This window comes from Aquibacillus kalidii (assembly GCF_014280935.1).
Classification (GTDB): domain Bacteria; phylum Bacillota; class Bacilli; order Bacillales; family Amphibacillaceae; genus Aquibacillus_D; species Aquibacillus_D kalidii.
The window spans coordinates 32,729-54,508 of record NZ_JACLZI010000052.1; the positions used below are offsets into that span (position 1 = coordinate 32,729).

A 21,780-nucleotide genomic window follows, 5' to 3' on the forward strand; every position below is an offset into this window, starting at 1 on the left:
CGTTTTATTTCCAAAGAGTTTTTAAAAGAGGGTCTTTGTCAATAAAGGACAAGGCTTTTTCACGATACTTTTCATCATGCAAATAGGTGTATCTTTTTGGTTTGATAGATGGTCCCATCTTAATCGCTTGTACGTAATCATTTTTGTCTAATTGTAAGTCCTTTATATAATCAAAGAATCTTGTCCGTGTAAAGACTTTAGCTATTCTCTCAGCGCGGTGTTCTTGAACATTGGCCATTATGTAAGTTGCGATACCTACCTGAATACCGTGCATGCTAGGGTTTGCTGATACATGATCAAGTGCATGGGAAATCAAATGTTCTGATCCACTAATTGGTGCACTATTCCCACTAATAACAGTAGCTATTCCTCCCATCGTCAACGAACTCACTAGTTCTTTAATAAAGATAGGATGGTGAATATCTGTCATCGGAGTTCGAACAAAGCTATTTACGGCTTTCTTACTTAACATGGCAGCAAAATGGTTTACTTGTGAAACGCCATTTTGTTCCTCATACTCCCAGTCATAGAGGGCAGTAATATTAGACAGCAAATCTCCAACACCTGCTAACAGGAAATGATCTGGTACTTGTTGAATAATGTCTATATCCACAATTATTCCAAAGGGCACTTTTGCTGGAACAGTCGTTTTTTTATCATTAACTATTAGTGAACAATTACTGCTTGCAAAACCATCATTAGATGCAGAGGTAGGAATACTTATATAGGGAACACGTCGAGAAAAAGCAATATACTTACCGTAATCTATGACAGTCCCACCACCCATGGCTATAACTGCATCGTATCGTTCTAGTAGAAACGCATGTTCAATAAGCTCTGATAGGTTAACATTAGCTTTCATTTTTATGGTGTCCAACTTAATCGATTTAAAAGTTCCCTTCAATATTGCAGCATAGTTTTCATAGGAAAACTCATCAAATAGGATGGCTACATTTACAAACTGGTGTTTTTTTAAGATGTTTTCTAATTCGTAAATAACACCACTTTTAATTTCTAAAATTGCTGGTATCGCTATATTTGTAATTGGATAAGTCATTTAATAACTCCTCGGTGGATAATGTTACGTTTATTTTAGCATTTTGAATGAAATTTACACAATATGGTGTATCTATTAGACAAATAAGTATGGATAAATTTTTAAAACAAACTTGTTTTCTGAAAATTAGGACGGGGTGAGAAAAATGCGTATATGGGGATTGCTGTTAGGCCCTACTATCATGATATTAATAGGCTTACAGTTTTTAAATAATGTTCTAGTGACATTCATCTTATTTTACATTTGGTTGACAGTATTTAGTATGCGTTTTATACAAAAATTTACATCAAATAAATTACAGAAAAATGTAAACAAGTCTGTTAAGTGGGGCCTACTTAGTGGAATTATATTTTTTCTGTTTATTTTTTGTGGTCTAACGTTACTAAATGGTTATCTGTTCGATATCGAGCATTTACAAAATGTATTAAAAGAGTGGGGGTTTTCTGGTAAAGCAGTATATGGCCTAATTTTTGTGTTGATCATTACAAATCCTGTACTAGAAGAATTGTATTGGAGAGGTTATATTTACGAAAAAATGAAACACAAAACGACTATCTTATTTGCATCACTAGTGTCTGCAGGGTTTTATACGTTTTATCATTTACTTTCCATTATGCCACTATTTGATTGGCCAGTAAACTTGGCTGCGGTTATCCCTGTCTTTATTGCGGGGTTATACTGGTCATATTTGAGGGAAAAGACTGGATCAATTGTGGGACCTATTATAAGTCATGTGTTTAGTGATTTAGCGATAATGTTTGTTTATTGGTTTGTTATTCGGTGAAGCTAGGTTCAAGTTAATTTTCATCAAAATTTAAAGAGGTGAAACAAAAGTGAGAAGAAATTATCTAAGAAGGTTAATTCGTGGCGCATTTTGGATCGTTTTATTTTTATGCACCTGGTTTATTATACACTCTGTATGTATAGTCGTGGATGGTTTTAGTGATGATCTTACTAATACTGATGTAGCTGTAGTTTTGGGTAATAAAGTAGAGTTAAACGGTCAACCTTCAGAAAGGTTGCAGTCTAGGTTAGACAAAGCAGTAGAATTATATGAAAAGGGAAAATTTCCGTCCATTATTGTTAGTGGTGGAGTAGGGAAAGAAGGATTTGATGAAGCAATCGTAATGAAAGAGTATTTAGTGAAGAAAGAAGTACCGGAAGATGATATCATCGTTGATAGCAATGGATATAATACATACATGACTGCACAAAACACAAAGGAAATCATGGATAACAATAATTATGAATCGGTTATGGTTATAACACAATATTTTCATATTAGTCGAACCAAATTGGCTTTAAAGTCAGTTGGAATAAATACGATATCTTCTGCAAGTGCTGATATTGTTCAATTTAGAGATTTATATTCGATCTTTCGTGAGTTCCCTGCATATTACAAATATGTTTTTTATTACTGATTGTAAAATTATTTTAAGTAGGATTTGAAGAAAAAGGAGGATAAAAGAGAGGGCAGGGAGTTAAGGGTGGTAATGACAACATCACTAGAATGTAACGTTAAACACGCTTAATATTAGAGTGATAAAACCAATCGAAATAATAGCAAAAAGAATGATTAATCTGTCATTTGGTTCATTACTTTTCATTGTTAGCCCCCTTTTACATGTCTTTATTAATTAATGTTAATAAAGACTTTCTTTGTTGACTTTTTGTAATATAGACGGTCTTATCAGAATAGAAATGGAAGTTTTTCTTGAAATTCGGTTTGCCATTTTGTTCAAATTGTTTGTTCCATTTAAACATCTTGAAAAAAATCTTAAAAGTTGGCGTATAGTTAGACTGCTCCAAACGCAATAACTGTAAAACGAACCTCTTTACGATTCTATATTGTCTAATCGAGTAACTAGTATCTAAAAAGATGATAATATCTGCTTCTTTAAAGGTATTATTCACCCACCCTTCATTGTGCACCCCTTCAATTATCCAGCTATGAGAGTCTACAATAGTGTGTAAACAGGCTTCTCTTTCTTGATCTGTTCTCCTGATATCTCCAGATTGTTGTCTTTCCCATACCACATTATCTAATTCATACATGGGGATATGAAACGTCTGTGATAGTTGTTTAGCTAAAGTTGTTTTGCCGCTTGCAACCGAGCCGATGATTCTTATTTTAGTAGGTTTCCTCTCATTCATCCAATAGCACATCCCATCTCTTTGATTGCTTTGTAACGTTTTATTCGGTAAGAGGTTAGGAAAATCCTGTCGCTATTTACATAAAAGTGTTAATAAATTGCAAACTAGAAAAAACAATGGAGGTAGATGAATGAATCTTACAGGTCAAGTAATTAATGGTGAATTTGACAGTGAAAGAAATGAATTCACCCTACAACAAATTAAACATTTTGACACACAATCCACTTTAAACGAAAGGCAACTAGACTCCTTACACAAATATTTAACGAATCATACAACGGATCCGGATGGGCAAGTACTTACATTATATGATCAGTTACCAGTTAGGTTAAGTCAAACTGAAATAAAAGACCTTATACACGACTTAGAGAAAATCAAGAGCATGTATCAATAATAAATTGCAAAAGGTAGAAACAAGGAACATACTATTGTTTGAGGTGAAGCTAATGTATAAACTTTTAACACATAACGATCTAGATGGAATTGGGTGTGGAATTTTAGCAAAACTTGCATTTGGTGATCAAGTAGACGTTCGCTATAACTCTATATCAAGCCTAAATCGTGAAGTAGAGTTTTTTTTAGAAAAGCGTGATAAAGAAACATTCCTTTTTATTACAGACCTATCCGTTAATGAAGAAAATGAAATAAAGTTAGAAGAGTTTTATAAAAGTGGTGGGAAAGTGAAACTGATTGACCACCATAAATCCGCAGTTAGCTTTAATAATTACGAATGGGGACATGTCGAGGTTGAGAATAAGCAGGGGAAATTAACTTCTGCAACTTCGCTCTATTATGATTATCTGATCTCTCAGCAATTAATAGATGAAAAGGAAGTAATTTCTGAATTCGTCGAGTTAGTTAGACAATACGATACGTGGGAATGGGAAAAAAATAATAATATAGTAGCAAAAAGACTTAACACCTTATTCTTTCTTGTATCAATGGATCATTTTGAAGAAACCATGCTTCTCCGGCTTAAAGAAAATGATCACTTTTTCTTCAATGAATTTGAAAATAAGATATTAGAAATGGAAGAAGACTCGATTGAAAGGTACATAAGACGAAAAAAACGTCAGTTAGTTCAAACGGAATCGAATGGTCACTTTATTGGTGTTATTTATGCCGAATTATACCATTCGGAGCTTGGGAATGAACTAGGAAAAGAATACCCACATCTCGATTATATTGTCATCCTAAACATAGGTAGTAAACGAATGGGTTTTCGGACCATTCACGATGATGTTGATGTCTCAGAAATAGCTGCTACTTATGGAGGAGGCGGTCATGCAAAAGCTTCTGGTGCATCCCTTTCAGAGGAAGCTTATAAAACGTTTGTTGCTGGGACGTTCCATATAGAACCACTCCGTATCGATGCGAAACGAAATAAATACAATGTAAAAGGTTCCTCATTTGGTACCCTATATCAAGGACAAAACAATCAAGTATTTTTTATCTATCCTTTGGATGATGGTCTTACCAATTGGAAAATTAAGAACAATGGCCATACGAAAGAGGAAACATTTGAAAACTTTGAAGAAGCCGAGAAATATATAAAAAGACACTATCAAGTATGGCTTGAGAAGGATGAACAATTTGTTCAGTATCTAATGGATGAAATAAAAACTCAGAAATAGAATAACGCATATTAGGCTCGAAGTTTAAATAAAATGCTGTCGAGCCTAATATACTGAATTCAATTGTATAGGTTTTGAAACAATTAAAACAAAACGAACCCTTTATGATTAATAACCTCGATCATAGTTAACCAGATTGATAAAAGGAGGATTACCAGTTATATATTGTTTGAGGTTTGGTATAAGTATATCCTCGACTACACGGTTGTCGTAATAAGCAGTAGCCCCCGCAGTATGTGGTGTAATAATGACATTTTCCATTTCCCATAAGGAACTCTGTTTGTCTAGTGGTTCTTTTTCAAATACATCTAGTCCTGCGCCGGCAATTTGCTGGTTCTTTAGCGCTTGAATTAGCGCTTGTTCATTAACGACTTCTCCGCGTCCAATATTAACAAAGAAACTGGATGGTTTCATTAGGTTAAATTGCTCCGGACCAAAGTAATGGTATGTATTTTGTGTGAGTGGCAATGTCACAACAATAAAATCACAGTTTGGCAAAATCTCATTAACTTGATTTGTAGTTACCATTTGGTCTATATATGGTTCTTCCATTTTAGAGTTACGGACGCCAATTACTTTCATCCCAAAAGCATTTGCAATTTTAGCTGTTTCCTTTCCGATGGCCCCCACACCTATGATACCAATTGTCTTACCATGTAACTCACCATTTATGTTTTCATTAGCCCATCTTTTATTTACTTGATTACGTACATAACTATGTAACTTTCTCGTAAACCCTAACATCATAGCAAATATAGTCTCTGAGATTGGATAGGCATGGACCCCTGTTGCACTAGTCAAATAAATTGATTTATTCTCTAAATCCTGTAATGGATAATAGTCAACACCAGCACTCCAACTTTGAATCCAGCGTAAGTTTGTGTTAGCCTGTCTAACAATATTCTCCATTCCTTCTTTCCAACCGGCAATAACTTCAGCATCATCCATATGCTTGCTCCAAATCGCATCGTCTTTGCCAACTATTACTTCCCAATTTGGAATTGTCTTTCTAATTGCTTCTACTAATTTATTATCAATGTCCTGTGCAATTAAGATTTTACTTGTTGACATGCAAGCCCTCCTTTTTAATCGGTGCGTCAAAAAAATTGATTATGTTGATTGCTCCTCATTCATAAGTGTATTACTTTTTATTTAGTGTATCTAATAATATGTAATGAATTATCACAAAAAACTATGAGGTTTGCTGACTCTTCAAGGGTGGTTACACTCAACTGTGATCTCACTAAAATTGGATAATCAAAAAGACTATCATCTAAATGGATGCAGGAAGGGTTAATTAGGTAAAATTAGAAAAGTGGTTAAACTCATTATTTTAATCTTAAATCGAGCCTAAAGTTGACATAAGTAAATTAGAACCTATCATTATTAAATAGATATACTAATTAATTATTAAAACGCGGTAAACCATCACTGCGTCTTTTCATACATGGATATGGGGAGAGATTTCATGAAGGAACATTTTTACGACAAATTATTAAATATTCATACGACAAAGGAACAAAAAGGATTTAATCAATCTGATCACTATCACCGATATGAGGCTACTCCTTATGCCGCTTTAGAACATCTATTCGCGGACTATCAGGTTAACCATATAGACCGTTTTGTCGATTTTGGTTGTGGTAAGGGTCGACTCAATTTTTTTATTCATTATCACTATGACTTGATGGTTACTGGAGTAGAAATGAATCAAATCTATTACAAGGAAGCTATCAAAAATAAATATCGTTACTCAGAACAAATAACAGGTAGGAAAAACGATACATTATTTTTTAATGGATTTGCACAAGACTATCCTGTAAATAAATTGGACAATCGTTTTTATTTTTTTAATCCATTTTCGGTACAAATATTTATGACTGTGATCAATAAAATATTGTATTCAGTTGAACAACATAATCGAGAGGTCGAGTTAATATTGTATTACCCCTCTGATGAATATGTTTATTATCTTAGCTACCAAACTTCTTTTCAATTAATCAAAGAAATAACGTTACCCGAGTATGACAGAAATCCGTATGAGCGATTTCTCATATTTAGGCTTGTGTCTCACTAAATCTGTCACCCTAAACTTAATTTGAACGATATAACACAAGTGATATTTTGTTCAAGTATGGAACTGCCAAATAGTGACTACACTGTTTTCTATAGCCGTAAGAATATCTAGAAGGTTAGATTGATCTGACTATGCAGAGAAAGGTGAAAAACAGTGAAGTTGATTAACGAGCTTTTAGATGAACTAATAGAGCTTGAGAACGAATATTATAATGGTTTTATCGACAAGGTGGAATTAAATTTACGCTTACAGTTAATCATTTCCAAGATTGATAAGCTTGCCATTAATTATCATGTCGAACCGCTTAGGAAGTTAGTAAGAAGAAAGCATACCAAACCATTTAACCAATTACTTTTTAAAGCAAAATACCATGCTGTCCAATCACTTATAAAGCTGATTCAAACTAAAAATAAGAGAACCTTTCAAGCGATACTGGGTCTTATTATTTCAAATAACCTGTATTTTAACACGTTATATAAATTATTGAACAATAGCTGCAAGGCTTATATCGTTCGAAATCAAATAGTCGATCCACCGGACAGTATTCAAGTTTTTATCTACCAATTAGAGACGAATACGTAAAAACTAATTAACTCCTATAGCCAATATAGGGGTTTTTAGTAATCAAAAATAAGACTATATTATATGTAGAATTCATGGTAGAATCTGTTAGAACATTTTAAAGTTAAAGGGGAAAAAGCATGGAGCTCATAGAGTTTATCAAGGCTATTATTTTAGGTATGGTAGAAGGTTTAACAGAATTTGCACCTGTGTCGTCTACAGGACATATGATTATTGTTGATGATATGTGGCTACAATCTAAAGAGTTTCTAACAAAATATGTAGCAAATACATTTAAAGTTGTCATCCAGCTTGGTTCCATTATGGCAGTAGTGGTTGTATTTAGGCATCGCTTTTTAGAAATGTTTGGGCTGCGTAAAAGTAGTGATAGTAGTAAAAAAACAAAACTGAAATTATCACAAGTAATTGTTGGATTAATTCCTGCAGGGATTTTAGGTGTTTTGTTTGAAGATTATATTGACGAACATTTATTTTCTACATCTACGGTTATGATTGGTTTGGTTATAGGTGCAATTCTTATGATCGTAGCAGATAGAGTTAGTTCAAAATATGATAAGCCGATTACGGAGAGTGTTGACCAAATCTCTTATAGACAGGCTTTACTAATAGGATTGATTCAATGCTTATCATTATGGCCTGGTTTTTCGAGATCTGGTTCCACAATTTCTGGTGGTGTGTTATTAGGCTTAAGTCATCGTGCAGCAGCAGATTTTACATTCATCATGGCGGTACCCATTATGTTTGGTGCCAGTGCACTTTCATTAATTAAGAACCTTGAATATTTTTCCGTTAGTGATTTGCCATTTTTTATTGTAGGGTTTATTAGTGCATTTATATTTGCGCTAATATCTATTCAATTTTTCTTGAAATTAATTAACAAAATTAAACTTATTCCATTTGCCATATATCGTATTGTACTAGTAATCGTAATATATTTTATATATTTTTAAGGTGGGTTTTTAGGCAATTAGAGGTATAAGCGTGAATGGGTTAGAAATAAAACCCTTCCATTGCTTAATGCAAGCAATGGAAGGGTTTTAATTTTCAAAGAGACTGGGATACGTCATAATAAAAGTAAAGAACTTAATTCCAGTGTGTATTACTGCATTTTTTTAGGTTAACGCGTTAATATAGAAACATAAAGAATAGAAGGAGTGATAATCTTGAAGAAAGTCAAACTAGGTACGAGTGAACTAGAAGTTGGTGAAGTATCATTAGGGTGTATGCGAATGAGTCAGCTATCCCATAAGGAGGCTGCTGAGGTTATTGAAAACGCTTTAGATAATGGTGTTAACTTTTTTGACCATGCAGATATTTATGGAGCAGGAAAATCGGAGGAGATATTTTCCGAAGCTATCGGTATGAATGATTCGATAAGGGAAAAAATGTACATACAAACAAAATGTGGGATAAGGAAGGGATTCTTTGATTTTTCAAAAGAGCACATTTTATCATCTGTAGATGGAAGTTTAAAACGACTTAACACGGATTACATTGATGTGCTTTTACTCCACCGTCCAGATGCTTTAGTAGAACCGGAAGAAGTAGCAGAAGCTTTTAGTGAATTAAAAGAAAGTGGAAAGGTAAGACATTTTGGTGTAAGTAATCATAATCCAATGCAAGTCGAGTTATTAAAGAAATACATAAAACAGGACTTAATCATTAATCAGTTACAGTTAAGTGTCATGTTTACACCTATGATTGATTCGGGGTTAAATGTAAATATGGAGGATGATCCTGCCATTGTTCGTGATAGCAGTGTTCTTGATTATAGTAGGTTAAATAATATGACGATTCAAGCATGGTCGCCATTCCAACACGGGATGTTTAAGGGTGTGTTTGTAGGCAATGAAAAGTTTCCTGAATTAAATGCAAAGCTACAGGAACTTGCTGCTAAATATAAGGTAACTGATTCTGCAATCGCCATTGCTTGGATTCTAAGGCATCCAGGAAATATTCAACCAATTGTTGGTACGATGAATCCACAGCGATTAACTGAGATTTCTAAGGCATCAGATATTGAGTTAACAAGACAAGAATGGTATGAACTTTATCTTGCAGCAGGTAATAGACTTCCATAATGGAAAAAAGCAACTTATTCGAGGTAAGTTGCTTTTTTCTATGATGCGATAGAATGTTAGCTAGCATAATTGGCTTAGCTTGGATGAATTGTAGTTACTAATTGTGATTGTTCTTTCTATCCTGTAGAATGACAAGATAAACTTACATGGAATAGGTGTTAGGTATGGAGAAGGTAATTGTTGTAGGAGCAGGAATTCTTGGTGCATCAACGGCTTTTTATTTAGCAAAAAAAGGTGTGTCCGTCACATTAGTTGATCGAAGGGATGTCGGGGAAGCAACATATGCTGCAGCGGGTATTGTTTGTCCGTGGCTGACAAATCGTCAGAATAAAAAATGGTACCAATTGGTTACAAATGGAGCAAACAGTTATCCGAAGCTACTAAAAGAGTTAGAAGAGTTAGGGGAGACCCAGACGGGTTATGCAAAGGTTGGCGCTATTAATATTTATGATACGGAACAAAAGATAGATAGAAAAATGGAGATGGCCAAACAACGTCAAAAAGAAACCCCAGAGATGGGAGAAGTAACAAAACTAACTAGCGTAAAAACGAGACAATTATTTCCTCCGCTCTCCGAAGAGTATGGTGCTATCCAGATCAGTGGAGCTGCACGAGTCAATGGTGCGGCACTACGGGATGCTTTGATTCGTGCGACAAGAAAGTTGAATGGTAGAATAATTGTTGGTGACGCATCCTTATTAGTCGAACAAAGTGAGGTTAATGGAGTTGAAATAGACGGGGAGAAATACGTTGCAGACAAAGTCATCGTAACTGGTGGTGTATGGGCTAATCATATATTGAAGCCATTAGGAATTGATTTTCCAGTTTCATCACAAAAGGCCCAGATCATGCACCTACATTTATCCAACGTAAATACAAGTAATTGGCCAGTAGTAATGGGACCATATAACTTTTATCTGTTGCCGTTCGAGCAAGGCAAAATAGTCGTTGGTGCCACACAAGAAAATAACCAGGGACTGGATCATAGGGTAACGTTAGAGGGCATCCATTCTATTTTAAGAAAGACAATGGAAATTGCACCGGGTCTCTCTAATAGTACTTACGTAGAAACACGGGTAGGTTTTAGACCATTTACAAAAGATCACTTACCCGTATTCGGTAATGTTCCAAATTGGAAAAGACTCTATATAGCGAATGGATTAGGTGCTTCTGGGTTAACAAGTGGACCATATATAGGATCCCAACTTGCTAGTCTTATAACCGGAGAATTTACAGAATTAAATATAGAGGATTATCATATTCAAAATAATATTTTATGAAAAAAAGAATGATCAATTAAGATCATTCTTTTAAGTCTGTTGCGTATTACTTTTGTTCTCTACATAGCCGAGAAGTAGAACGGCAATTGTAATTATACTAGTTAAAATGTATATAATTGGGCCGGGAGCTAGTTGTAACATATCTTTAATGACACTATCCTCTACAATCATTTCACCTGCAGTCCATGCTAAAATTCCTGATCCAATGTATGCAATCCAACGGTATTTTTCAAGAATAAGTACAATGACTTTAGAACCAAAAATCATGATAGGAATACTTACTAATACTCCTAGAGCAATCATCCCAATTTGCCCGTGTGCAGCACCAGCGACAGCAACGACATTGTCTAGACTCATTGCTGCATCAGCAATAATTATGGTAACAACAGCTCTATACACACTATTGTAGGATTTAATATTAGCATCTTCTTCCTCTTCCACTAGTACCTTATAAGCGATCCACAATAATAGGATACCCCCGATTAGATGAACATAAGGAATATTTAATAAGTAGACGATAAGTGTTGCAAATAAGATCCGTAATCCAACTGCACCTGCTGTTCCCCAAAAGATAGCTTTATTTTGTAGCTTTTTTGGTAAATTCTTTGTAGCCATTGCAATTACAATCGCATTATCTCCAGATAAAATAATATCAATTGCAATGATTTTTAGTAGTGCAATGATTGCTTCTGTTGATATTTCAAATCCAGTTGGTAACAGTGCTTCCAAAATTCTTCCTCCTTTAATTCTTATAGCCCGATTATTTATAAAATTGCTAACACCTTTCTAGTGACCAAGTGTTAAGATTTTACATAGGCTTACTCCAATGTAATGGTTCATGAGAAATGATAATAGCATTAGGAAATGTATATGCAACCAATTGGACAACCTTGCATGAATTTTAAATATTTTATAATTTGAAACGTAATAATTGTTATATTGGAAGTTATTTTTAAAATCTTGATAAAGAATCCATTAATAGGTAGATTATGATAATAATTTGATGAATGACTAGTTGTTAGATTACTTAACAATGTTAAGGATTAATATAGATTGATATGATAAGCTGATCATAGGCCAATGTAGAGAGGATTGATAAATAAATGCGAAATCAAACTGGGGAAAACTTTCTACAGAATAAATTTGGGAATAAAAAACGGGCGAATGCTTTCTATAATAATCAAATGTTGGATTTTTTGAATGATGAGATGCGAGAATTTCTTTCTAAGCAGTCGATGATGTTCATATCTACAGCGAATGCTGCTGGGAATTGTGATGCTTCTTTTAGAGGTGGGTATCCTGGATTTATAAGAGATATAGGTGAGGATAGAATCATCTATCCAGAGTACCGTGGAAATGGTGTAATGGCAAGCCTTGGAAATATTGTGGAAAACCCACATATAGGGTTAATGATTATTGACTTTTTTGAGCATACTGTAGGGTTACATATAAATGGTAAGGCTACTATTATTGAGAAACAAGATATTTATAAGTTGAAACTAACTGGTGAACAACTAAACGATATACAAGAAAAGGAAGGGGATAGGCCAGAGCAATGGGTTTTAGTAAAGGTGGAGGAGGCATATATTCATTGTTCGAAACACATCCCATTGTTAAAACCAGTTGCGGAACGTCCTGGGGAAACTGCACGAAAAAGCAAAGAAGGAGATTTTTTTAGAACAAAAAGATCAACAAAGATAAAGTTATAGTAAATTATTCTTTGTTGCGGGGGATCACTTAACGACCCCCGCAATTCATGCTTCCTTATTCTACCCATTTAACAATATCGTCAAAGTTCCTCCTGGCCTTTGGATTTGGTGGATCTTCCACACGATATCCAAAAGCGATCATAACAGAAATGGAAAAGTGACCATCTTCTAATAATCCTTCTTCCTTCAATATCTGATTCATTGTTTCCATATTAAAGCCTTCAATTGGACAGGAGTCTATCCCAATTTGTGCTGCTGTTGTCATCATGTTCGCTAATGGAATGTAGGTTTGCTTGCCCGCCCAATCAAAAAGGGATCGTTGATTGTCTAATAGCTTAAAATCATCTCTCTGAAATTCCTCAACACGACTAAGAAATTTTCCCTGAAATTCTTCAGGAATATGCATAATGTTTGTTATATGATCCTTTATGTATGGAGAATTATATTTAGTATCCGAGTCCGTCCTAGCTAAAATAATGACGAAATGACTAGCTTCAGGTAATTTTCCAAAAGCTCCCCATGAAGCATCTTTAATTTTATCACGTAACGTGCGGTTTTGTATTACTAAAAACCTCCAAGGTTCAAACCCAAACGAGCTTGGAGAGAGTCTACCTGTTTCTAATATAAATCTCATGTCTTCATCAGGTATGACTTTATTACCATCAAATTTCTTAGTAGAATGTCTAAAATGGAATGCATCGATTATTTCTTGTTTTTTACTGTTCTTATCGACCATTAATGTAACCTCCAATTAGTTGAACTGATTTTAAAATATCACAAAACAAAAAGTTATTCAGTAAATTAGCTTCTTGTTATTGTTGCAAAAGATGCATAAAATATCTGGGGAACTTCATATTTTAAAGGGGAATTCTAATTTAGATTAAAAGATGGCTCTATAATTATATGGAAATGGTTAGAATATGATAGAATCTTATTGGTAAAGTAAACGTAATTAGATATTGGAGGAAATTATGGAAGATTTATTGCAATTAAAGGAAAAAACATTTGTTGTTATGGGGGTAGCAAACCAGCGGAGCTTAGCTTGGGGAGTTGCTCAGTCGCTTTATAAAGCAGGGGCAAAAGTTATCTTTACATACAGAAAAGAGCGTTCCTTATCAAAACTAAATAAGCTATTAAGTGAACATAACTTTGAAGCAGAGTTAGTCGTGCAATGTGATGTAAATAATGATGAGAGCATTAACCAAGCCTTCACGGAAATTAAAGAGAAGGTGGGAACCATTCACGGTGTCGTGCATTCGATTGCTTTTGCACATGGAGAAGATTTGAAATCTGAATTTATTGATACGTCTAGGAGTGGATATGCTTTTGCGCAGGACACAAGCGCTTACTCATTAATTGCAGTAGCAAGAGAAGCGAAAATGTGTTTAGCTGACGGAAGCTCGATTGTTACAATGAGTGCATTAGGTGCTGAACGTGCACTTGATGGATACAAGGTTATGGGTGTTGCAAAAGCAGCGTTAGAATCATCTGTTAAATATCTTGCATTAGATTTAGGTCAAGAAAATATAAGAGTTAATGCTATATCAGCCGGTCCAATTCGTACACTTGCTGCAAAAGGCATTCCTTCTTTTAATCAAATGCTACATGATATTGAGCAGAAAGCACCATTAAAACGAAATGTTACACAGGAAGAAGTAGGGGACATGACAATTGTTTTGCTCAGCTCGATCTCGAGAGGAGTTACTGGCGAAGTTGTTCATGTTGATTCTGGATACAATATTATGGGATAAAAAACGGACCTAATTAGTCCGTTTTTTTTATTTGACGCTTATTACGTTTAAAATATATTTTTAAAATGGCTCTTTGATAACTATTGTTGCTTATATCACAATATTGATAAAATGCGTCGCAAGAAATTATTCTATCCATCTCAATCGTTGCGGTATTTTAAGGTGGAAGAAATTAACTGCACTAATCTATCTTAATCGTTGCTGTATTTTGAGGTAGAAGAAATTAACGGCACTAAATACTAATCTGCTTCAATAAGTTACGATTTTCTTTGTGGAAAGGGATTGTAATAAGTTAGTTGCTACGCATTTTCTCTCAACTTTACAATAAAAAAACACCACAGTTTACGTAAAGAGTCTAAAAAAAGCATTTTTTCTGTGTACCATTATTGTATGCACCTCATATACTATAACAATAAATAATCGGCTATCTATTAAGTTTATTGAGGTAACAATATGTAAAGGGGTGGTGTCTGAATGAAGTTTATTGTAAATTATGTACCACTTTCAAAAATTAAATCGAGTGATAATTTAAGGATAACCTCTCAAATGAAAAGACTTCATCTCTTCTTGTTGGATAGCATGCACCTTTTAGTTGTCAGGAAAAATAAAAATGAAAATAGCTACACCATTATTTATGGTCAGAATAGATTACAGTATTTACAAAAACACGAAAAAGCTAAAGAAGTTCCTGTTATTATTGCAAATAGACAATCTGTTGGGTTAAAAGCTTTACTTCAACAAGTATTTAACAAGGACACCAATACAAAGTCGTTAAGTAAACCGACTACCTGGTCTATTGTAAAAACTTTTCTAAAGAAAGAACCTCGCTTTAAATCGCTATCCTTTACACAAAAGCTGAAGGTGCTAATGCTTGCTGTTCGATATAAAAATACTGTGGTGAACGCGATGAGAAACGAAGTGAAACAATATTGGAAATAGGGGCAAACAAAACTTATAATTAAATCTTGTCTTAATTTTTTTTGCTAGACACTAATGTTAGTTCAAGAGCTTTCTGATATCTATTATAGTTTGTAGATGCATGCCCTCATGGAATATAGTTCTTATAAGGACTTGTTCAATGGTATACAGTCCCATTTCAATGGGAGGAAATGTCACGTCTAACTTGTTCCCATAGTGCATTTTAATTTCGTTAGGTTGGGCAATTAATAATTGTTTCAGTTCTGACAGAGACGGGGTTTTTTCTGTAAAATCACTTGGAGATGTTCCAAACCCGAACCAAGCTTTATAATCCGGTGAAATTGGTAGACTATCCTTTGTTAGCGTGATTATCCATAGATATTGATCTAGTAAAATATGACCTAAGTTCCAACGTATATTGTTATTAAAACCCTTTGGAATTCGTTCCGCATCTTTATCAGTTATATCCTCAATTACACTTAGAATCTCATTTCGGTAAGTCTCTATTTGCTTAAATAAAACCTCATGTCGTTGAATCAAATAAAAACACCTCTCTTTACTTTATTTCTAATTTTATATTTTTTTAGACTCTTCTTCCACATATTTGGAAAATAAAAATTGGAAGGAAAGCTCAACTTGATTTAAAAAAGTTGAAATAGAAAGAATATACTCCGAACGCAAACAATCTTTAACTAATTTAAAAAAACAGATTGCTTGATATTAAATCAAACAATCTGTTTATGTTTTATCTAAAATGTCTTTGATTCAATAATTTGATTTTCTATTTTTTAAGATCTATTAACGTCAACATTCAAGTCTATTCTAAACCTTGTATCGTCATTTCCTTAACAGGGGAGAAGCTCTCACCAGTGTCTAAATAAGTAAGCGTGACTTTGTCGTTTTCTTGAATATAAATGGCCATTGGATTATTTTCTGAAGAAACCATAAAATTTTGCTTGTTATCTAATATAAAATAAACGATGGTATAATTCTCTGCTTTTTCTTTGTAAGCTCTTAAAACGGTACCAGAAATTTGCTTTTCTTGCGCATCAGAACTACCGTCGACACTGCTACCACCTCTTTGTAGGGTAGTTTTATATTTTTTTAATGCTTCATTAGGTGTAGAGGCGTAGGTGGATAGCTCTGGATTTGCTGCTGATACAATAAAGTAATTTTGCAGAAAGCCATTAGAGTCTAATACAGGTGTTAACCAACTAGCTTCGCCATAGAAATTATACAAAACCGGCATTTCCCCGTTCCATTCCTTTTCAATGAATTGCTTTTCGATTATATCAAGAGCACCTTGGGAATCCATATAAGATGCTTCAAGGTTGCCAGTATAATAGGTTGCCTTTCCTGTTCGTGCATTCGTTAAGGAATATCCTAACATCGAATCTACGCCTTCTTTAGGACTTGTAAAATCTGTAAAGTAGTACATCGTACCATTTTCATCAAAAATAGGACTAACATTTGCTTCCGTTCCTTCATCAGAAGGCAACTTTACGTCTGATTTTGCGAATACACTATTCCAAAAACCATGGATATAATTACCGTAATAACTATTCTTCTTACTAACTGCTTCAGGAGCAACCGCACCATCAATAAATGCTGGTATATCTTCCATGTTGTATGCAGATGTATCCCCACTTTGTGGATCGACAACGACTACACCATTTACGACGAATCCGTTACGAGCTGAAATAAAGTCACCATATGTTCGAATATAGTATGGTTTACCTTCGTCATCAATTTCTAACTGAACGTCTCCGTAAAATATCTTGTTTGGGTATTTTAAGCGAATATGACGTTCTATATTTTTATTAAAATAGGAGGAAGGTGTATAGACCATTTCTTCTTCAATAAACGTAGGATTATCAGATGAATCAGTTGCACTTAATGAAAAATAACCAGGTGTTTGATCACCATTCCACCATTTGAAAAATCCAGAAAATTCTACTGGTGCTATATAAACATATTCCTCGTTAACTTTTTGTATTTGTAGGTTCCCAAGCTCATAGTAACTAGTGTTTGGTACTTGACCGAATGCTTTTCTCATTTTATTTTTAGCAAATTGCGGTGGTACGCTTGCAGGTGTTTTCGTTTCGTCAAAAGCTTCTATCTCTGTTTGTTCTTCCATTTCTGCAGTTTTATATTTTTCGTCTGCATTAAAGAGGAAGGCAGAAAGAAAGTAAATCCCTACAGCAATACTACCTAATAACATAACTCCTTTAACCAAACGTTCTTTTCCAGAAGCAAATAATGTACCTATTGCAGTAACTATAATAAATAAAGGCCAAACGGATGAGATGTTGCGATCTAAATTGGTGAAATAATAAAAACCAAATACTACTGGAATGATTAAGAATAATAGAAGGATGATTGGCCAGGAATAATAGGCTTTCTGTTTTTCTTTTTTAGAAGTACTACTTTTCTGAAATATTGGCATCATTAGAAGTACTGAAGCTAAGCCAACAATAAGTGAAAATAGTAAAATGTTTCCCAATGTAATTTCTCCTTTAGGGTTTTAAATTTGTTTTACGTAATTGTTTACGATTATCAGATACAGTTGGTTTCAATTTTATTTTTTATATCATTTTGAGAACGCTTACTCCATTGTGTGTCTAATGTTTAGATGAATATGAGTGAATTGTTTGACATATTGTCAAATATATCATGTAATAGTAATATCGGAGTCCTTTCATATTTTTAGCTACAGTTGTACTATTCATCCAGATACAAAAATTAAAAAAGGAGGAAAATTATGAAATTAACTATTAAAATTTTAGTAGGACTTTTACTTGGTGCTATTGTTGGTTTGATTCTCCACATTACAGCCCCGGACTTATTTACAGGTTTTGATACTTATTTATTCAGCCCACTAGGTACTTTATTTTTAAACCTCATTAAGATGCTTGTTGTTCCTATCGTCTTCTTTTCTATTACCCTAGGTACTGCTTCATTAGGAAACCCTAGAAAGCTTGGACGGATAGGTGGAAAAACATTAGCATTCTTCTTAGCAACAACAACTGTTGCTATTACGATCGCGCTTGCTTTGGCCTATTTATTTAAGCCGGGTAATGCAGGTATTGATCCTACTGGGGCGGAGTTTGAAAGTACGAAGGCACCCTCTGTAGTCGATACCTTTACAAGTATCATCCCAACTAACCCTATCCAATCAATGGTTGAAGGAAATATGCTTCAAATTATTGCATTTTCTATCTTTGTTGGATTTGCGCTAGCAATGCTTGGTAAGAAAACGGAAGGTATTTTAAAGTTAGTTGAACAAGGGAATGAAATAATGATGTTCCTTGTAAACTTAATCATGCGCTTTGCTCCATATGGTGCATTCGGTTTACTTGCATCAGCAATTGGACGTATGGGAATCGATGGAATGAAAGCAATGATTTCTTATATGGCAGTAGTGTTTATTGCTCTGATCATACATGCGATCGTGACATATGGTTCCGCAGTATATGCTCTTGGGAAGATGAATCCAATTACATTCTTTAAAGGTTTTTTCCCGGCGATGACCGTTGCGTTTAGTACATCAAGTAGTAGCTCAACGTTGCCGATTTCTATGAAAATGGCTCAGGAAAACTTAAAAGTACCGAAGCCAATTAGTAGCTTTGTTCAGCCGTTAGGTGCAACCATTAACATGGATGGAACTGCTATTATGCAAGGTGTAGCGACTATTTTTATTGCACAGGTTTATAATACAGATTTATCTTTTACGCAGTTAGTAATGGTTGTACTAACAGCAGTATTGGCTAGTATTGGTACTGCTGGGGTTCCTGGTGTAGGGCTTATCATGTTAGCAATGGTATTGCAACAAGTTGATTTACCTGTTGAAGGTATCGCGCTAATTATAGGGATTGACCGAATTCTTGATATGACCCGTACAGCTGTAAATATTACTGGAGATGCAGCTTGTGCTGTAGTAGTTGCAGAGTCAGAGAAAAAGCATAGTAAAGAAAGCACTGTTGAAGTATAAAAAATGAGAAATAATCTATAAATAATAAGCATACCAATTCGTGTAATCTGGTATGCTTATTTATATGATTAATATTTACTAGTAGGTGAAAAGTTTGTATCTTTCTATAAAGGAAACAGCAGAATATTTATCTTTACCGGAGGATCATATTGCCAATTTGGTCACTCAGAAAAAAATTAGGGCGGTATTTGATGGTGAACAATATTTAATTTATCAAGGGCAATTTGCCACGCATTTGGAGCAAGTAGAGAAATATCGTAAATTAATACAGGATTTTTTGAATGAACCAATTCCGGAAGACATCGATATAAAAGACGAGGATTGACATCTTAAAAGTAATCAAAATAGATGTTCAGATAATTAGGAGGATATAACTACTATGAAGCAAGGGCATAATAAGGGAAGTAAACATAACCAGAAGGTTGAAGAGTTCAGAGTGAATGAAAGAATTGAGCTGCTACCGTATTTGTTAGAGGTTTTGTCTAATAGGAGTCGTAATTCTGTGAAATCGATGCTTACACGTGGACAAGTTTTAGTGGATAACCAGATCCAAACCTTACATAATTTGCAGTTAGCTCCGGGCCAGTTAGTTACAATAAGAAAATATAAGATAGTAGAAAAAACGGAGTTTAAGGGTATTACAATTTTACATGAAGATGAGGATATCATTGTTATTAATAAAGAGTCAGGCTTATTATCAATTGCATCAGAAAAGGAAAAGCAATTAACCGCATATCGCCAATTAATGAATCATGTCAAACATCAGAACCCAAAGAATCGAATTTACATTGTTCACCGTTTAGATAGAGATACCTCTGGAGTAATGATGTTTGCTAAAAATGAAAAAACAAAGAAAAAACTACAAGATAATTGGAAGGATACTGTAAATGAAAGGAAGTATGTAGCGCTTGTTGAGGGGAAGGTACAGAAACTAGAAGGAACTATTTCTTCTTGGTTAGTGGAAGGGAAAAACCACAAGGTGTATTCTAAACAACATGCTCCAGATGGAAAACATGCTGTAACCCATTACAAGGTACTTCAAAGTAATAGTAAATATTCCTTATTAGAAGTGGAGTTAGAAACAGGCCGCAAAAACCAAATTCGAGTTCACATGCAAGATTTAGGTCACTCGATAGTGGGCGATAAAAAATATGGATCAAAAAGTAATCCAATAGGTAGATTAGGACTACATGCACAAGTTTTAGCATTCACCCATCCTACAACGAAAAAATCACTTAAGTTTATGACAGAAATTCCCAAAGTATTCTTTGGAACTAGTAAATAAGTATTAGATAACGGTACGTTTTATAATGCGTACCGATTTTATTTTAGTATAGAAGATTATAAAAATCACCCCCGTCCATGGCTCAAGTGCCAGTATAACTAGATAGACTTCCCTCACCTCCATAAGATAACAATCCGACGCATGGTCGAATCCGAAATCACTTCGGTTATGGTGTAGACTTTATCTCTTGGAGTTCAGTCAAGATGGTACGTCGCTATCCACCGTTCCACGCTTTTCTTCTAAAATTCTGGGAAACTTATTTACTTTTCTTACAAATTTTTACTCTATATGACCTGGAATAATGTTAAAATAACGATGTAATGCATACATAATTGTGATTTAGGGAGGACATAACGTTGAACGAACAGTTTAAAAGACCTAAAGATTTTGGTGAAGTGTTAGACCACACTTTCCGCTTAAGTAAAAAGCATTTTTCAAATTTCTTCTTAATATTACTGATTGTAATGGGACCGATATTTTTAATCCAAGCCATTATTCAAATGGCTTCGGGTATGGATTTTATTGGATCAAATGTTACTTATTTTGATCAAATTTTATCAGGATTAGACGGAACCGGAGAAGCTGTACCTACAACAAGTATAGGTGGGGACCTTCTAATTCTAGTATGTAGTGTTTTATTTTTTCCTGTAGCTGAAGCAGCAATATTTATCGCTATTAATCATATTAGAAACGGTCGTGAATTTTCAGTAGGTGGTGTCCTAAAAGATGCTTTTTCAAAATTCGGCTCTATACTAGGAAGTAGCTTATTGTTTGGTTTAATCGTTTTCGGATTAATTATCGTTCCACTTATTATAGTAGTGATGACTACGGTTAGCTTAGCGTTTACCAATCCTTTTGCAGCGATTATAACAGGGATACTCCTATTCCTCGGTTGTTTTATAGGATTGGGTTTATTAATAACGAGATGGAGCTTTTATATTGGTGCAGTTGTAATTGAGGGAGAAATGCCTGGTCTTGGACGCAGTTGGCAATTAACGAAAAAACGTACATGGTTTTCTTTTGGCTTATTTATTATTTTTTGGCTCATTACACTATGTATTAGTGGTGCAATCGAAGCTGCACTAGGTTTCGTGCTAGGCAACGGTGTTTTGTTATTTCTAATTATAAATTTTGTTTCTGTATTTACTTCGTTAATTATGTTTGTAGGATATGCTGTAATATACTTTGACCTAAGGGTTAGGAATGATGCAGACGACTTAAAAGAAATGTTAGATGAATATAATGAAAAGGAATAATTGGT

23 protein-coding genes are annotated in these 21,780 nt (G+C 34.4%); 16 read left to right on the forward strand and 7 right to left on the reverse strand.

The genetic code is table 11. The features are described from left to right. Positions 1–4: 4 nt before the first annotated feature. On the reverse strand, positions 5–1,057 hold the full coding sequence (locus tag H7K77_RS15115) for an iron-containing alcohol dehydrogenase family protein (RefSeq protein WP_186578826.1): 1,053 nt from the start codon (positions 1,055–1,057) through the stop codon (positions 5–7). 145 nt (positions 1,058–1,202) lie between these two features. On the opposite strand from H7K77_RS15115, the gene H7K77_RS15120 reads away from it, so the two are divergent. Together H7K77_RS15120 and H7K77_RS15125 are read left to right on the forward strand one after the other, a co-directional pair. Beyond that, positions 1,203–1,841, forward strand: coding sequence for a CPBP family intramembrane glutamic endopeptidase (locus H7K77_RS15120; RefSeq protein WP_186578828.1), 639 nt, complete (start codon positions 1,203–1,205; stop codon positions 1,839–1,841). A 49-nt stretch (positions 1,842–1,890) separates the two neighbouring features. Then, a complete protein-coding gene (locus H7K77_RS15125) occupies positions 1,891–2,478 on the forward strand; it encodes a SanA/YdcF family protein (RefSeq protein ID WP_328701137.1) in 588 nt (195 codons plus the stop codon). A gap of 199 nt (positions 2,479–2,677) precedes the next feature. Here H7K77_RS15125 and H7K77_RS15130 read toward each other — a convergent pair whose 3' ends face one another. Next, positions 2,678–3,211 carry a P-loop NTPase family protein gene (locus H7K77_RS15130; RefSeq protein WP_186578830.1) on the reverse strand — a complete coding sequence of 178 codons (534 nt, stop codon included), beginning with the start codon at positions 3,209–3,211 and terminating at the stop codon, positions 2,678–2,680. Positions 3,212–3,341: 130 nt separating this feature from the next. On the opposite strand from H7K77_RS15130, the gene H7K77_RS15135 reads away from it, so the two are divergent. Together H7K77_RS15135 and H7K77_RS15140 are read left to right on the forward strand one after the other, a co-directional pair. Beyond that, the gene (locus H7K77_RS15135) at positions 3,342–3,605 is read left to right on the forward strand and encodes a hypothetical protein (protein WP_186578832.1); all 264 of its coding nucleotides are present in this window, start codon (positions 3,342–3,344) and stop codon (positions 3,603–3,605) included. A gap of 52 nt (positions 3,606–3,657) precedes the next feature. Then, complete coding sequence (locus H7K77_RS15140; RefSeq protein WP_186578834.1) at positions 3,658–4,845, forward strand: DHH family phosphoesterase; 1,188 nt, start codon at positions 3,658–3,660, stop codon at positions 4,843–4,845. A gap of 108 nt (positions 4,846–4,953) precedes the next feature. Here H7K77_RS15140 and H7K77_RS15145 read toward each other — a convergent pair whose 3' ends face one another. Next, positions 4,954–5,916 carry a D-2-hydroxyacid dehydrogenase gene (locus H7K77_RS15145; RefSeq protein ID WP_186578836.1) on the reverse strand — a complete coding sequence of 321 codons (963 nt, stop codon included), beginning with the start codon at positions 5,914–5,916 and terminating at the stop codon, positions 4,954–4,956. Between the two features lie 397 nt (positions 5,917–6,313). On the opposite strand from H7K77_RS15145, the gene H7K77_RS15150 reads away from it, so the two are divergent. From H7K77_RS15150 to H7K77_RS15170, 5 genes are all read left to right on the forward strand, one after another. Continuing rightward, a complete protein-coding gene (locus H7K77_RS15150) occupies positions 6,314–6,922 on the forward strand; it encodes a methyltransferase (RefSeq protein ID WP_186578838.1) in 609 nt (202 codons plus the stop codon). 153 nt (positions 6,923–7,075) lie between these two features. Further along, a complete protein-coding gene (locus H7K77_RS15155; protein WP_186578840.1) occupies positions 7,076–7,504 on the forward strand; it encodes a hypothetical protein in 429 nt (142 codons plus the stop codon). 119 nt (positions 7,505–7,623) lie between these two features. Beyond that, the gene (locus H7K77_RS15160) at positions 7,624–8,454 is read left to right on the forward strand and encodes an undecaprenyl-diphosphate phosphatase (RefSeq protein ID WP_186578842.1); all 831 of its coding nucleotides are present in this window, start codon (positions 7,624–7,626) and stop codon (positions 8,452–8,454) included. A 213-nt stretch (positions 8,455–8,667) separates the two neighbouring features. After that, complete coding sequence (locus H7K77_RS15165; RefSeq protein ID WP_186578844.1) at positions 8,668–9,585, forward strand: aldo/keto reductase; 918 nt, start codon at positions 8,668–8,670, stop codon at positions 9,583–9,585. 164 nt (positions 9,586–9,749) lie between these two features. Continuing rightward, positions 9,750–10,865, forward strand: coding sequence for an NAD(P)/FAD-dependent oxidoreductase (locus H7K77_RS15170; protein WP_186578846.1), 1,116 nt, complete (start codon positions 9,750–9,752; stop codon positions 10,863–10,865). 30 nt (positions 10,866–10,895) lie between these two features. Here H7K77_RS15170 and H7K77_RS15175 read toward each other — a convergent pair whose 3' ends face one another. Next, positions 10,896–11,594, reverse strand: coding sequence for a TerC family protein (locus H7K77_RS15175; RefSeq protein WP_235988952.1), 699 nt, complete (start codon positions 11,592–11,594; stop codon positions 10,896–10,898). 374 nt (positions 11,595–11,968) lie between these two features. On the opposite strand from H7K77_RS15175, the gene H7K77_RS15180 reads away from it, so the two are divergent. Further along, positions 11,969–12,574 carry a pyridoxamine 5'-phosphate oxidase family protein gene (locus H7K77_RS15180; protein WP_186578848.1) on the forward strand — a complete coding sequence of 202 codons (606 nt, stop codon included), beginning with the start codon at positions 11,969–11,971 and terminating at the stop codon, positions 12,572–12,574. Between the two features lie 55 nt (positions 12,575–12,629). On the opposite strand, the gene H7K77_RS15185 is transcribed toward H7K77_RS15180, so the two are convergent. Continuing rightward, complete coding sequence (locus H7K77_RS15185) at positions 12,630–13,310, reverse strand: NAD(P)H-dependent oxidoreductase (RefSeq protein ID WP_186578850.1); 681 nt, start codon at positions 13,308–13,310, stop codon at positions 12,630–12,632. Between the two features lie 235 nt (positions 13,311–13,545). Between H7K77_RS15185 and fabI the strand changes: the two genes are divergently transcribed. Together fabI and H7K77_RS15195 are read left to right on the forward strand one after the other, a co-directional pair. Further along, complete coding sequence (gene fabI, locus H7K77_RS15190) at positions 13,546–14,325, forward strand: enoyl-ACP reductase FabI (RefSeq protein ID WP_186578852.1); 780 nt, start codon at positions 13,546–13,548, stop codon at positions 14,323–14,325. A gap of 474 nt (positions 14,326–14,799) precedes the next feature. After that, complete coding sequence (locus H7K77_RS15195) at positions 14,800–15,264, forward strand: hypothetical protein (protein WP_186578854.1); 465 nt, start codon at positions 14,800–14,802, stop codon at positions 15,262–15,264. A gap of 57 nt (positions 15,265–15,321) precedes the next feature. On the opposite strand, the gene H7K77_RS15200 is transcribed toward H7K77_RS15195, so the two are convergent. Together H7K77_RS15200 and H7K77_RS15205 are read right to left on the reverse strand one after the other, a co-directional pair. Next, complete coding sequence (locus H7K77_RS15200; RefSeq protein WP_186578856.1) at positions 15,322–15,783, reverse strand: DinB family protein; 462 nt, start codon at positions 15,781–15,783, stop codon at positions 15,322–15,324. A 277-nt stretch (positions 15,784–16,060) separates the two neighbouring features. Then, positions 16,061–17,746 (reverse strand): hypothetical protein, encoded by a 1,686-nt coding sequence (locus H7K77_RS15205; RefSeq protein WP_186578858.1) that lies wholly within the window; start codon positions 17,744–17,746, stop codon positions 16,061–16,063. A gap of 258 nt (positions 17,747–18,004) precedes the next feature. On the opposite strand from H7K77_RS15205, the gene H7K77_RS15210 reads away from it, so the two are divergent. From H7K77_RS15210 to H7K77_RS15225, 4 genes are all read left to right on the forward strand, one after another. Beyond that, positions 18,005–19,234: a dicarboxylate/amino acid:cation symporter gene (locus tag H7K77_RS15210; protein ID WP_186578860.1), complete on the forward strand. Its 1,230-nt coding sequence runs from the start codon at positions 18,005–18,007 to the stop codon at positions 19,232–19,234. 94 nt (positions 19,235–19,328) lie between these two features. Continuing rightward, on the forward strand, positions 19,329–19,559 hold the full coding sequence (locus H7K77_RS15215) for an excisionase family DNA-binding protein (RefSeq protein WP_186578862.1): 231 nt from the start codon (positions 19,329–19,331) through the stop codon (positions 19,557–19,559). A 54-nt stretch (positions 19,560–19,613) separates the two neighbouring features. After that, positions 19,614–20,519: an RluA family pseudouridine synthase gene (locus H7K77_RS15220; protein WP_186578864.1), complete on the forward strand. Its 906-nt coding sequence runs from the start codon at positions 19,614–19,616 to the stop codon at positions 20,517–20,519. Between the two features lie 356 nt (positions 20,520–20,875). After that, a complete protein-coding gene (locus H7K77_RS15225; protein WP_186578866.1) occupies positions 20,876–21,775 on the forward strand; it encodes a hypothetical protein in 900 nt (299 codons plus the stop codon). Positions 21,776–21,780: the final 5 nt, after the last annotated feature.